Source organism: Streptomyces sp. NPDC048270 (genome assembly GCF_040652335.1).
Taxonomy (GTDB): domain Bacteria; phylum Actinomycetota; class Actinomycetes; order Streptomycetales; family Streptomycetaceae; genus Streptomyces.
Genome location: NZ_JBEZLV010000007.1, coordinates 26,504 through 39,713 on the forward strand (window position 1 = coordinate 26,504; position 13,210 = coordinate 39,713).

Sequence of the window (13,210 nt, forward strand, 5' to 3'; positions counted from 1 at the left end):
CAAGTCGCCGACGCCGCCTCTCTGATCAAGGAGGTCGCGTCCCTTCTCAGCGTCCAGCCAGAACAGCAAGTAGCGTTGCGTGCAGCCCGTCAGGCGCGTGCGACGGACACCGGACGACATCACCCTGAGACCGCAGGACACACTGATGCCATGGTCGAGATGAGCCCCGGGCAGGCACGCAAGTTTTGGAAGGCGTTGATGGACAACGCCTCCGCGCTGATTGCCGACGCCCACACCCTGGTGGCCGCCGGCTCACACGGGCGGGCGCGATCTCTCACCGTCCTGGCGCAGGAAGAGCTCGGGAAAGCGCTCTGGGTCTACGACGTCTTCCAGGACGCCTGGAGTCAGGGCGATGAGGCGCCACGCAGAGTGGATGCGCTGGCCACGTATGGCCGCAGCCACACGAAGAAGTACCTCGAGGCTGTCGTCTTCGGCGATGAGCTCGCGGCATTCTGGGGTGACTACAGCCGCGTGCGCGCGATGGGATCCGACGTGCCGTGGGAGGAGGCCCACCAGCAGCGGCAGGCGGAAGCCGAGAGCGCGGCGCGCGAGGCCAACCTCGCCAAGCAGCGAGGCTTCTACGTTGACCGCGATGACGACGGAGCCATCCTGTCTCCGCCGGCCATTCCGGCCGGGACGACGGCAAACGACCTGCAGACTGCGGCCCAGGTGATCGAGATGCTACTCATCCAGGATCACAGCCGTATGAAGTTCGATGCTGTGACTCCTTACGACAGCACCCACCAGCAGCAGTTCCGCCTGCTGCCCGTCTCCCATCCAGAGGACTGGGCCGCCGCCTCCGGAGCACCCGATCGGGAGGCGGAGCACGGTGGCCGCCAGTAGGGCTCAGCGGGCTCGGGGCGTCAGAGGTGACTCAACGGGCCGCTCCGCGTGCCGAAGGTCCCCGAACGTCGCGCCGCCGACCTGCAGCTGTTCTTGCATTGCGGACGACGCGGCGAGAGCTGACTCCGACTGGAGGCGTGGAGGGCAGCGCGGGGGAGGGCCGAATTCGAGCCGGCTCGGATGGTCCTGGGCTTCGTCCGACCCAAGGGCCGGCTACGTCTGCGCAAGACGGTGGCCAACGCGGGCGTCCTGAAGCTCGGGCACATGAGCCTCGAGGACGACTGGTCGAGAGTGCTTACCTCTTCAGGAGGGCGCAGTCAGTTTGCCGTGCATCCCCGCCAGGACGACTCCCACCCTCCACGGAAGCGAAGCAGAGCAATCCACGATCAGAGGCCCGCATCCCAGGGGCGTCTGCGCGCGAGGTGGAGGTGGGCGAGGTCCTGATGAAGCCACTCGTATGCGTAATCGATGGCTGGCGTGTCCCGGAATACCTGGGGTTCCGACTCGACAACTGCCGTGTACGGGCGACTCCAGCTTCCATTTTCGAGAGGCCGCACGACTCGCGTTCCCAGGTCGAATTTAGGCTGGTACGTTTGGAGGTCATCAGCCGTGACAAGGCGCAGATTGACTCGATTGGCGTGCTGGACTCGCGGTTCCAATCGGACGTGAAGAGTAGGGGCCTGATCGTACCCGGATGCACGGGAAGCCAGAAGGTTTCCATCGATACAGACTGGCATGATGCTGGCAAGGCCAAGATTCGGACGCAAGGCGGGAAACCACTGCTCAACCAAACATGTATAGATTTCCAGAGCAGCAGTCAAAACTTGCTCTGTCAGCAGCCGGAGCCGGACAGGACTGTAATGCTCCCATATCCAGTCGACGTACATCCGATCACAGTCGGGCAGTTCGTAGGGACGGTGAATCGAGCCGTCAGACCTTACCCATCGGCCTCCATCCAATTGATCGGCCAGGCGGATCAGCTCCTCCCCGGTGGTGTCCACCCCTTTGATGGTGGAGCGGATCGGCGGGACCGTTGGCTTGAACCGCCTCAGGTGCTGACGCAAGGCTCCGAGGACCTGCTCTGCCGGTAGAGGAGTGTGGTTGGTTGCGTATTGACCGAGGAGGGCTTTCCCGATCGCCCAGGTTCGCTCGGCGTCATAAGACGGACAGTCAGAAACTCTCAGAACCTGGGCCTCACACACCCAGTCCAATGCACTTTCAATTTGCGTCAGAGGCCATTGCCAGGGCCATGCACCATAGTCGACGGCGACGGTTCCGTGAAAGGTCCGGACAGGGGTGACCCGCCGATCCTCGTTCTCCCGCGCATATCGCTTCGTGAAGGGAACGCTCAGTGCGGGAACGGCGCCCTCATCTCTCTGCAACAGTTGTGCTGACAGAGTCGGACCGTCGAGCTGGGCATCAACAACCAAGTCCAACGGCCGATAACCGAACATTCGGTGAGAGACCGGCTGCAGCGCAGCCATCCACGCTTCCCAGGTCCCCTTCAACCTCTGAGCAGCGGCGTCTGAGGCAACGTGCGGCGCATTGGGATCCCCGCGTGGGAAAGGGATCGCCTCGCGCACCACCCACGCAGCCACACCAGGGTAGGACGCGACCAGCGGAGCTACCAGTTCCTGTGTCTGCTCCCAGCTGCATGATGCAACAGCAAGAGCGAGCGCGTAGCGCCACTTTCCCAACAGAGTAGGGTCGCCCAGTGTTCCGCTAGGTACCCAACCCCGGAGGGCAGCCTGGCCGGCGAAGTACTGCTCCAAGACCGGCAGGGCGAAGGCCAGGCAACGTCCCTGACGGACGACCAGCCGAGTGTCCAGGAGGGCATCAGCAACACCTTCATCTCCAACGTCAGCCACTAGGGCCCGCCCGCCCCCCGACACGGTTGCTGCGGCAAGGCGAAGGAGGTAGTGCCGCACCTCGCCCTCAGGTCCACGGGCCCGACGGATGGCTGTCCTCGCCAGCGCCTCCAGGAAAGCGACCGACTGGTTGGGTAGTTGCTCATCGTTTCGGCTCAGTTCAGCAGCGATGAGGGCAAAAAGCGGACGGCGTAGCGCGTCACGCACCTCAGCTGTGGTTTGCCTTACTACCCCGGCCTGTCCACCCAGCTGACCGATAAGTACCGCAGCTTCATCGTGGGTGAGAAGCGGAGCAACTCGGCGTTCCTGCTCGTAGAGATCCAGTCCGGGACGTGTGGTCGCCAGCACCCGCCACTCCGGGTTGACTGCGGTCAGTGTCCGGGCTTGCACCAGCAGCTGGTAGCCACGAGCGAGGCCAGGTTCATCGAGTCCATCAAGGACCACACTGACCGCGTGCGTCTTTGGATCCCCGACACGAAGTGCAGCTGCCGTTACGGCTTTGCTGAGGCTCTCGTGAACCTGGCCGGCAGTGAGGTAGACGGGCAGGGGCGCTGCACTGTCAACGCGCGCAGCATCAATGTCGGCGAGATGGTATCTCTCCGCGATGAGGGACTTTCCAGACCCGTAGTCTCCTTCGATCACGAACGTGCCATGCCGCGGGAGAACGGCCATACCACGCTGAGGGGCCCCGATCAGCGGGTTCCCGGCGAAATTGAGAGCCATGGCCGGTGGAACCCCGGCCGCCACCCAGCGGTTGACCATGCGCTCCTGACTGCACTGGAACATCGCTTCGAGGTCAGGCCGCTCGAGGCGTTGCCGAAACGGCGCCAAGCTGGCGTGGTCAATCCGCTTTGACCGATTCCAACCGACGGGCTCGGGCAGCCCAAGCCACTCCGCCCACCGAGGGCCGTGCTGTCCGACCATCGCTCTGCCCACTATGCCCACAATCTCCGAGTACAGGGCTTTGAGGGCTCCTTGGGAGATATCGGGGCGAGTCAGCTCCCCGAGCGCCGCAGCGTAGCGCAACTCGATGTCGCCACGGCGCGGCAGGGTCCTGACACGGATGAGCTTGAGAAATACGGCGACGGCCTCTGGATCGGCTCCAAGCCGGACGGCAACGCGGCTCAGGCATCCTCTGTCGTGTGCGCCTTCCCCGCGTGCCAGCAGTCTGAGCAGCGGATCCTTCGCGCTGATATCACCCTCTAGAGCCGCAGTCAGCTGGTACGTAAGGGAGTGGTCGTTCAAGGTTTGATGGGTACGCCACAGGCTCTCCAGCGGGCCTTTGTCCAAAACGTCCGCCAGCCTCCATGGAGACGGGTCATCGCGTGTCTTCACCTGCTGGAAGTCCCACAGAAGGCCAGCCCCAGGGCCACGCCGAGCGACTGTCACATCCTCAATGTGCTCGCACGTCACGTGCTGCACGGGAGCGCCTGCGAGCATCTCCAGCACGACCCCAACGGCTACGTGAGTTTGGTACTCGTAACGTTTTGCAGTCTGTGAGCCCGTGTCATCCGGAGCCTCGACCTCAATCGGATCCGCCATGTGCTCTCAGCTCCTCCGACCAGTGCGACAGGCAAGCCCAACCCAAGTTCAAAACGGAAGCTTACTGTCGCTCTGACAGCCTTGAGGTCGTCCTGCCGGGGAACCCGCTCAGTCATCCTCAGCTGGCGGCTGATGGATGGCAGCTCGCAGAGTGATCTGCCAGATCTCCAGGTTGCGAGAGTTGAAGAGGGTGCCCATCTTGCGGCCGTAGACGCAGGGGTGCCGCCCGCCGTTCACCCGATGGATCACGAACACTGTGCCGAGGCGATGCAGAAAGAGTTCGACAGCGCCCCGCCGTCGGTGAACGGCGGGCTGGACACCCCCGACAACCATCTCGATCAACCCGTCGGCGACGAGAACATCGACCCGGCAATCTAGCGGCCTTCCCAGGGCGACGAACCGCCAGTGCCCGAGCCAGGGTTCCACGTCCAGCCCGAGCACTATCCGTGGTACGCCTACGACGAGGCAGGCAACCAGACGACAGCCTCTTGGCCGTCCGCCCACCCCGGCCAGGACGCCGTAGGCCCTCGCGAGTACACCGGCACAACGATCACGCGCGCGGGCAGGATGCACTACGAGCACGACGCATTGGGTCGTGTCACCCTGCGCCGGCGAACCCACCTGTCCGGCAAACCGAACACCTGGCGCTACGAGTGGGACGCCGAGGATCGCTTGCGTGCGGTGACCACCCCCGACGGCGCTGTATGGCGCTACACGTACGACGCCCTCGGCCGCCGCACTTCCAAGCAGCGCCTCGCCGCCGACGGCACGACGGTCCTCGAACAAGTCACGTTCACCTGGGACGGCGCAACCCTGTGCGAACAGACGACAGAATCGCCGGACCTCGCCCATTCGATAGTCCTCACCTGGGACCACAAGGGCCTACAGCCCCTCACCCAACGAGAACGCCTCCTGGACCGCGAAACACCACAAGAGGTCATAAACACCCGCTTCTTCACCATCATCACCGACCTGGTGGGCGCCCCCACAGAACTGCTCGACGAGTCCGGCGAACTGGCCTGGCGCACCCGCACCACCCTGTGGGGCACCACGACCTGGGCGTCCACCAGCACGGCGTACACCCCACTTCGCTTCCCAGGCCAGTACTTCGACCCGGAATCGGGCCTCCACTACAACCACTTCCGCCACTACGAACCCGAGACCGCCCGGTATCTGAGCCATGACCCGCTGGGCCTCACCCCGGCGCCCAACCCTGTGGCGTATGTCCCCAATCCCCACGCGTGGGTCGACCCCATGGGGCTGGCAGGCTGCCCGGCCTTCACCCCGGGAGAAACGCTGGGGGACGTGAACAATGTTCCCGGATGGATACCCAAGTCCATTCCGGAAGAGTCCATGGCAGTCCTCCGGGACAGGAAAGAATACGGCATCGGCTGGTGGGGCGGGCCGGAGCCATACCATGGGCCGAGGTGGTTCACCGAGCCATTCGCGAATGACGGACGGAACAACGGCTACATACTCCCCACCCGCGACCCCTCGGGTAATCCGATCACCTATCAGGAACATGGCACCTACCCATCACCGGACAATCCCAAGCCAGGCGGTGAGCGCTGGGTGTTCGGCAACGATGGATCCGCCTACTACACTCCAACTCACTATCAGACATACATTGTGGCCGACAGCCCCAGATGGGTGAATTGATGAAGGAAGAGACGTCAGCTATCCATATCGCACCGTGGATGCATGTCATCACGCCAGGCGGTAGCGTACCTGTCGATGAACTCCTGCCCGCATCAGGCAGCGTGTACGTAGCCCGTCTCAACGGTCAGGAAATGCCCGACGAGGTGTCGGCGTTCCACCACTTCTCGGAGGTACTCAAATTCCCTGATTACTTTGGATGGAACTGGAACGCCTTCTACGATTGCGTGCGTGACCTTAATTGGCTTTCGGCAGAATATCGCATCCTCGTCATCGAATCCGCCGAGAGCGCCCTTTCGGAGGACAGCGAAGCCCGCGGAATCTTCTTCGGATGCCTGTGGCGCGCTGGTCAGCGGTGGTCCTACACCAAGCGACCCGAAGGCGTGACACTCACGAAACTCTCCGTCATCCTGTCATGCGACAAGGATTCCGTATCCACCCTTGCGAATCAACTGGAAGAATGGCAGGAACAGCCCAATTGGTGAGCTGACCCAGTCCGCCACCTACAGCCATCGTCTAGCATCAGCGATACCCAAGAGCGGCTGCCAATTTGGCATCAGAGAAGTCGGAACGCCCGGAGGAAGGCGTGAGCGAGTCGAAACACGGGCTGCTCTTCACCGAAGGAGTGACTGCGGCGCGGCTGAAACGGGATCTGGGCCAAGAGCTGTCCCGCACATGCTGGTCACAGGTGGGTGGGGACGTGCGTTCGTGTCATTGGGTGTCCATCTCGGCACCCTGGCGCCTACGGAGCGGAGTGCGTGGCCCAGGCCCCCGGTGAGGATGTGGGGGTGTCGCCGCCGCGCCCGGGGTCAGCGCCCTGCGCACGACGGGCAGGGGGGAGGGTCAGTGGCCCGCGGCTGTTTTCACCGCCGCGACGGCCGTGCCGATCAACGCGTCGATGGCGCCGGCCAGGAGGGCGAAGGCCGTACCGCCGCCCATGCGGATGCCGCCGTAGCAGCCCCACGCGAACAGGGTGGCGACGTTGACCCCGGCGGCCGTGAGCAGGGCCGTCCGCAGGCTCATCGCTCCCGTCGCCGAGACGCCGATCAGTACGAGCGGGCCCACCGCGGACAGCAGCAGCGGGCTGCTGACGAAGAGCATCGCGCGCAGTTCCCGCCCCCGTGCGAGGGCGCCGTGCATCACCCGGTGGGCCTGCTGATCGGCCACCAGCGCCGCCAGCCACAGGCCCACCGAGGCGGTCAGGACCGTCGCGGCGGCGCCGAGGACGTCCGCGTGTTCACTGGCCGCCAGTCCGATGACGACGGAGATCATGGTGATCGTCGCGTACAGCCGTTCCTTGAGATGGGCGGCGGCCGTCTCCGCTCCCGCCCCGGCCGCCCCGGCCTCCTGGTGTTCCGTCACAGGTTCTTTGTGCCCGCGCCGTTCCGGGTGTGGCCGCCGTGCGTTCGCCGACGCGCCTGGTCTTCACTCGTCCGCAGCAGCCCGTACCTCCCGTGCCGGGGCCGCCGCGTCAGGTCCGCTTCGCCGCCAGGAACCTCCGCAGCCTCGTCAGCGGCCATGTGTTGACGACGTCGTCCTTGGTCAGCCAGCCCCGCTGGGCCGTCGCCACCCCGTAGCGCATGTACGGCAGGTGGGTGGTGGCGTGGGCGTCGGAGTTCACGGCGAACTTCACGCCGTAGCGCCTCGCGCGCAGGACGTCCTCGTCGCACAGGTCGAGCCGCTCGGGGTGCGCGTTGATCTCCAGCACGGTGCCCGTGCGCGCGCAGGCCTCGAAGACGGCGTCGAAGTCGGCGTCGATGCCCGGGCGTTTGCCGATCCGGCGCGTGGTGGGGTGGCCGATCACGGCGACGTACGGGTTCTCGCAGGCGCGGACCAGGCGGCGGGTGAGCTCCTGCCGGCTCTGGTTGAAGTGGGAGTGGACGGAGGCCACGCACAGGTCGAAGTCCGCGAGGAACTCGTCGGGCCAGTCCAGGGTGCCGTCCGGGCCGATGTTGAGTTCCGTGCCGTGCAGCAGCCGCATCCCGTGGTGCGCGCCGTCCAGTGCGCGGACCCGCTCGCGCTGGGCGAGGATCTTCTCGCTGGTCATGCGCTGCATGGACAGGTTCGGGGCGTGGTCGGTGACCGCGTAGTACGCGTAGCCGCGGGCGGCAGCGGCGGCGGCCATGTCCTCCAGCGGGGCCAGCCCGTCGGTGAGGTCGGTGTGGGTGTGCAGATCGCCGCGGATGTCCTTCTCCGTGAGCAGCTCGGGGAGTTCGCCGCGCAGCCCGGCCGCGATCTCGCCGCGGTCCTCGCGCAGGGTCGGCGGTATCCAGGGCAGCCCGAGCCTGGCGTACACCGCCTCCTCCGTCTCGGAGGTGATGCTCTCGCCGCTCTCGGCGTCGAAGAGCCCGTACTCGGAGAGCTTGAGGCCCTGGCGCACCGCCAGTTCGCGCGTGCGGATGTTGTGCGCCTTGGAGCCGGTGAAGTACTGCAGTCCGGCGCCCCAGGAGGCCGGCGGAAGGACCCGCAGGTCCACCTGGAGACCGGTGACCGTCCGCACCGAGGTCTTCTTCGACCCGTGCGCGATCACCTCGGCCGTCTGCGGGTGGGCGGTGAGGGCGTCCATGAACGGGGCCGACCGGCGGGCCGCCACCAGGATGTCGACGTCGCCGATCGTCTCCCGCATCCGGCGCAGGGAGCCCGCGTACGCGCACCGGACGCAGCCGCGGACCTCCGAGAGCTCGGCGACGAGCTGCTCGGCCACGTCCAGGGCCGCGCTGACGAGGATCCGCCCCTCGCCGGCCTTCTGCAGTACCGCGATGCCGTGCAGGATGTTGTCCTCGGTCCGCTCGCCGAAGCCCTTCAGGTCGCGCAGCCGCTCCTGCCCTATGGCCTCGACCAGCTGGTCGACCGAGCCGATGCCCAGCTCCTCGTACAGCAGCATGGCCTTGCGGGGGCCGAGCCCGGGAATCGCGACCAGCTCGCGCACCCCGGGCGGCACGGCCGCCCGGGCCTCGTCGACGACCGGCATCCGGCCGGTGCGCAGGTACTCGAGGATCTTGTCGGCCACCGACCTGCCGACGTTCGGGATCTCGCGCAGGCCCTCGGCGTCGAGTGCCGAGACGTCCCGCGGGTGGCCCCCCACGGCGCGGGCGGCCTTCTCGTAGGCGCGCGCCTTGAAGGCCTCCCCGCCTCGGATCGCGATGAGCTCGGCGTACTCCCGCAGCAGCGCCTCGACCTCGTCGTTGGCTCGGGCCATGTCTCCAGGGTGCCCCCGCGCCCCCCGGGTGGGCACGCCGGGGCCGGCGCTCCCCGGTTCACCCGTAACCGATCGGACACCGCCGGGGTTGGCAGAGAGGCCTTCGAGGGGCTGCCGATCCGAAGGAAGCGTGTATGGCGCAGGAGCACACGACGTCCCTCCGGCTGCGCCTCCGGTACCGGTTCGACCATCTGGTGGCGGGGGGAACCGCCGCGCTGATCGGCTGGCTGGGCCTGGCCTGCCTGGCCGTGGTGGTCCCGGCGAGCACGGTCCTGGTGTGGTCCGACCGGTCGGCGCCGGCCACCCTCTCCGGCCGGCTGACCGCGGTGTGGGTGAGCGTCGGGCAGACGCTCAAGATCGGGGGCGCGGTCGGCTCCCCCGTCTACGTCCTGGCCTCGGTGGCGCTCGCGCTCGTCGCCCTGCTGTTCGTGTCGACGCTGGTCAGCCTGATCACCACCGGCATCAACCGGCGGATCATGTCGCTGCGCCTCGGCCACTCCACCGTGCTGGAAGCGGGGCACACGGTCGTCCTGGGCTGGTCCGACCAGATCTTCCCGGTGGCCGGGGAGCTGGTGGCCGCCAACGCCAACCAGCGCCGCTCCGCCATCGCCGTCCTCGCCCCGAAGGACAAGGTGGAGATGGAGGACGAGATCTCCACGCGGGTCACGGACCGGGGCAGGACCCGTGTCATCTGCCGCAACGGCAGCACCACCGACCCCGCCGAACTGGCAAGGGTGAGCCCGCAGACGGCGAAGGCCGTGCTCGTGCTGCCGCCGGGCGGGCAGAGCGGCGACGCCCACGTGGTGAAGACCCTGCTCGCCCTCAACGCGGCCGTACCCGAGGCCGGCCGTGGCGCGGTGGTGGTGGCCGCCGTCCGGGACAGCCGCCACCACGCCACCGCCAGGCTGGCCGCCGGGCCGGCCGGGCACGTCCTGTGCGTCGACGACATCACCGCCCGGCTCCTCGTCCAGACCGCCCGCCAGCCGGGTCTGTCCCTCGTCTACCAGGAACTGCTGGACTTCGCGGGCGACGAGTTCTACACCGCCCCCGCCGGCGGGCTCGCCGGGCGCACCTTCGGCGAGGCCCTGCTGTCGTTCGCCACGTCCTCCGTGATCGGTCTGCTGCGCGCCGACGGAGGCGTTGCCCTCAATCCGCTGCCGGGCACCACGATCGGTTCGGGCGACCGGATCATCGTCATCTCCCGGGACGACGACACCGCCCTGCCGGCGGACGTGTCCGCGTTCGTGGACGAGGAGGCGATCGTTACGGCCCCGCCCGGGTCCGCCCTGGCCGAGCGGCTGCTCCTGCTCGGCTGGAACCGCCGGGCCCCGTTCGTCGTGGATCAGCTCGACCAGTACGTGAGCCCCGGAAGCACCCTCGACGTGGTGGCTCTCGACGACGGTGACGGGCGCGGCCGCACCACGGCGACCCGGCGCAACCTCGACGTCGTCTTCCACGGCGGCGACATCACCGATCCCCGCGTCCTGGCCAAGCTGGACGTGCCGTCGTACGACAGCGTGATCGTCATCGGTGAGGCGGATCCGGGGGCCGCGGGTACGGCCGCGGCCGGCGGCCCCTTCGAGGCCTGCGACGCCGAGGAGTCGCTGGCGGACGACAGGACGCTGGTCGCCCTGCTGCACCTGCGGGCCATCGCGGAGGCCGCTCAGCGGGAACTCGTCCTGACCACCGAGATGTCCGACGACGGCAACCGGCTCCTCGCGCCCGCCCGGGAGGGCGCCGACTTCATCGTCAGCGGCCGACTGATCAGTCTCCTGATGACGCAGATCTCGGAGAGCCGCTACCTCGCCGACGTCTTCGAGGAGCTGTTCGACGCGGAGGGCAGCGAGTTCCACCTCAAGCCGGCCTCGGACTACGTCCGGGCCGGCCGTGAGGTCCCCTTCGCCACCCTCGTGGAGTCGGCGCGCCGCCGCGGTGAGAGCGCGGTCGGCTACCGGCTGCGCGCCCGGGCCGGGTCGGGCCCCGGCCACGGGCTGCGGATCAACCCCGACAAGCGGGAACGGGTCCGGCTCACCGCGGAGGACTGGGTGATCGTGCTCGCCGAAAGCTGACGGCGGCGACGGTGGCGGCGGTGGCGGTGGCGGCGGTGGCGGTGGCGGTGGCGGCCGCCGCCACGGCCGCTCACAGCGCCAGGTGGACCTCCAGGGCGGTCCGCACCGCGGATTCCAGGGCTCCTTCGATCCACGCGGGCTTGATCGAGGTGTGGCACCCGGCGAAGTGCAGGTTCCCCTCGGACGCGCGGACGTGCGGGAACAGTTCGGTGTGCTGGCCGGGCAGCAGCACGGAGGCCTCACCGTAGGCGTACGGGTCCCGCATCCAGGACTGGGTGCGGCCGACGCCGGTGTAGAACACCTCGATCCGCTGCCCGAACACCTCCTGGACACCGGCCAGGGCGCGCGGGTAGCGCTCCTCGTCGTCCAGCGAGTCCCACTTCAGGGCGTCGTCCGACCAGCTGTAGGAGGCGAGGACCACACCGCCGGCGCTGCCCTCGACCGGGTAGGAGGGCTGGAACATGAAGCGGTTGGGGTTGTCGGTGGCCGAACCGCCGCCGATGACACCGGCCGCCTCCGGCTGGTCGCGGGTGACGGGGCGGCAGGCGGCGTAGTGGGCGCGCTGCGCGTCGGAGATCCGGCCCTTGGGCACCGAGGGGTGGGCGCCCAGCAGGCCCCCGGCCTCCGGGGTCTGCGCCGTCTGGTACTTGCGGTACAGGCCGGGCTGTACCGCCTCCAGTTCGCGCTTCCAGTCCGCCTCGTCGAACTCCCACCAGCGGCGGCTGAATTCGAGCAGCACCTTGGTGGCGGCGTCGTAGTGCAGTTCGGTGACCGCGCGCCGCTTGCCGTACGAGAGGGCCGGCGTGACCGGGATGTGGCGCAGTCCGGAGAAGGGCACGGTGATGATGGCGGTGTCGGCGGTGAAGGTCTCGCGGCGCACCGGGCTGCCGCCGCGGCCCTCGGAGACGGTGTCGACGGTGACCTTGCCCTCGCCGTGGGTGATCCGGGTGGCGCGGCGGTCCAGCCGTACCAGGTCCTTGACCCGGGCGTAGAGCGCGTCGGCCAGGGTGGCGGTGCCGTCGGGCAGTTCGAAGAAGGCGGTGTCGGGGCTGATCAGCGAGGCCCCGATGAAGCTGTGCACGAAGGCGAGGTGCAGCCGGGAGGTGAGGTTCTCGACCGTTCCGATCAGGTCGACGGTCCGCTCGTCGAGCTCCGCCACCTCGGTCAGGTAGCGGTACATCGACATGTGGCCGTAGCGCTGGATCACGCGGGCCCAGCCCTCGACGAGCTCCCTGTCCTTCTTGCCCTCGATCTCCTTGCGCACGGGGGCGAAGGCGCCCCGCACGATCTGCGCGGCGGGCACGGACTCGTAGGCCGCCGGGACGCCGAAGGAGCGGTTGAGCGCCTGCGGGCTGCGGGCGTAGTCCGCCCGGCGCACACGGAGGCCGTTGACGAAGATCCACGTGCGGTAGGCGGGGCGGCCGGCCCCGTCCACGTCCACCAGGTGGAAGCGCCTGCGCTTGAGGCCGAGGCTGTCGATCAGCCCGGTGACCAGCGGGTGGCTGTCGGGAATGCGCATGGCGCCGGCCTCGGCGTACTGCTTGGGGTCCGCGAAGGGTGCGGCGGCCTTCTCGTGGCCGCCGGTGCGGAAGGTCTTGATGCGGCCGCCGACCCGGTTGGCGTTGGCCTCGACGACGGTGACCCGGTGCCCGGCCTCGCGCAGCAGGTGGGCGGCGGTGAGCCCGGCCGGCCCGGCGCCGACGACCAGCACGTTCTTGCCGGGGCGGCGGGACCGGGGCAGGCCGTTCTTCAGGAGGATGTCCGCGTAACGGGGCACCAGGGGCTGGTCTTCGTCGTCCCGGACGAGGATGGCCCGGGCGATGGTCAGGCAGGTCTCCCAGTCGGGGCGGGCGGAGCCGGACGGTGCCTGGGGGGTCCCGGCGGAGGCGGCCGCGACCGAGAGCGCACCGGCTCCGGCGACCGCGGCCGCGCCGGCGATGACGGTACGCCGGGAGGGGCGGCGGGCGGGCGCCGGTGCGCCCTCGGCCGGGGAACCGGGGGTGGGGGGCGGGTCGATGATCATGGGGCAACTC

8 protein-coding genes and 1 pseudogene are annotated in these 13,210 nt (G+C 68.1%); 5 read left to right on the plus strand and 4 right to left on the minus strand.

Going from position 1 to position 13,210, the window contains the following annotated elements; translation table 11 throughout:
- Positions 1-150: 150 nt before the first annotated feature.
- On the plus strand, positions 151-843 hold the full coding sequence (locus AB0D66_RS09075) for an AbiV family abortive infection protein (RefSeq protein WP_362298945.1): 693 nt from the start codon (positions 151-153) through the stop codon (positions 841-843).
- A gap of 386 nt (positions 844-1,229) precedes the next feature.
- Here the strand turns inward: AB0D66_RS09075 and AB0D66_RS09080 are convergent, their stop codons facing one another.
- Complete coding sequence (locus AB0D66_RS09080) at positions 1,230-4,253, minus strand: dsDNA nuclease domain-containing protein (protein ID WP_362298948.1); 3,024 nt, start codon at positions 4,251-4,253, stop codon at positions 1,230-1,232.
- Positions 4,254-4,493: 240 nt separating this feature from the next.
- Between AB0D66_RS09080 and AB0D66_RS09085 the strand changes: the two genes are divergently transcribed.
- The 3 genes and pseudogenes from AB0D66_RS09085 (at position 4,494) to AB0D66_RS09095 (ending at position 6,394) form a co-directional block, all read left to right on the plus strand.
- Complete coding sequence (locus tag AB0D66_RS09085; RefSeq protein ID WP_362298951.1) at positions 4,494-4,631, plus strand: hypothetical protein; 138 nt, start codon at positions 4,494-4,496, stop codon at positions 4,629-4,631.
- Positions 4,632-4,703: 72 nt separating this feature from the next.
- Positions 4,704-5,912: pseudogene (locus tag AB0D66_RS09090) on the plus strand (RHS repeat-associated core domain-containing protein); the annotation flags it as partial.
- Entirely contained in the window at positions 5,912-6,394 is a 483-nt protein-coding gene (locus AB0D66_RS09095) for a barstar family protein (protein ID WP_362298953.1), read from the plus strand. The pseudogene AB0D66_RS09090 and the gene AB0D66_RS09095, both read left to right, overlap by 1 nt.
- Positions 6,395-6,752: 358 nt before the next feature.
- On the opposite strand, the gene AB0D66_RS09100 is transcribed toward AB0D66_RS09095, so the two are convergent.
- Together AB0D66_RS09100 and polX are read right to left on the minus strand one after the other, a co-directional pair.
- The gene (locus AB0D66_RS09100; RefSeq protein WP_362298956.1) at positions 6,753-7,271 is read right to left on the minus strand and encodes a hypothetical protein; all 519 of its coding nucleotides are present in this window, start codon (positions 7,269-7,271) and stop codon (positions 6,753-6,755) included.
- A gap of 109 nt (positions 7,272-7,380) precedes the next feature.
- Positions 7,381-9,108, minus strand: a complete 1,728-nt coding sequence (gene polX, locus AB0D66_RS09105) for a DNA polymerase/3'-5' exonuclease PolX (RefSeq protein WP_362298959.1) — start codon at positions 9,106-9,108, stop codon at positions 7,381-7,383.
- A gap of 134 nt (positions 9,109-9,242) precedes the next feature.
- On the opposite strand from polX, the gene AB0D66_RS09110 reads away from it, so the two are divergent.
- Positions 9,243-11,177, plus strand: a complete 1,935-nt coding sequence (locus AB0D66_RS09110) for an NAD-binding lipoprotein (protein ID WP_362298962.1) — start codon at positions 9,243-9,245, stop codon at positions 11,175-11,177.
- Between the two features lie 70 nt (positions 11,178-11,247).
- Here the strand turns inward: AB0D66_RS09110 and AB0D66_RS09115 are convergent, their stop codons facing one another.
- Complete coding sequence (locus AB0D66_RS09115) at positions 11,248-13,200, minus strand: FAD-dependent oxidoreductase (protein WP_362298965.1); 1,953 nt, start codon at positions 13,198-13,200, stop codon at positions 11,248-11,250.
- Positions 13,201-13,210: the final 10 nt, after the last annotated feature.

Bases quoted from the DNA above. Each gene is read 5' to 3' on its own strand.
- AB0D66_RS09075 (WP_362298945.1), top strand. From the start codon at position 151: ATGGTCGAGATGAGCCCCGGGCAGGCACGCAAGTTTTGGAAGGCGTTG.
- AB0D66_RS09080 (WP_362298948.1), bottom strand. From the start codon at position 4,253: ATGGCGGATCCGATTGAGGTCGAGGCTCCGGATGACACGGGCTCACAG.
- AB0D66_RS09085 (WP_362298951.1), top strand. From the start codon at position 4,494: ATGGATCACGAACACTGTGCCGAGGCGATGCAGAAAGAGTTCGACAGC.
- AB0D66_RS09095 (WP_362298953.1), top strand. From the start codon at position 5,912: ATGAAGGAAGAGACGTCAGCTATCCATATCGCACCGTGGATGCATGTC.
- polX (WP_362298959.1), bottom strand. From the start codon at position 9,108: ATGGCCCGAGCCAACGACGAGGTCGAGGCGCTGCTGCGGGAGTACGCC.
- AB0D66_RS09110 (WP_362298962.1), top strand. From the start codon at position 9,243: ATGGCGCAGGAGCACACGACGTCCCTCCGGCTGCGCCTCCGGTACCGG.
- AB0D66_RS09115 (WP_362298965.1), bottom strand. From the start codon at position 13,200: ATGATCATCGACCCGCCCCCCACCCCCGGTTCCCCGGCCGAGGGCGCA.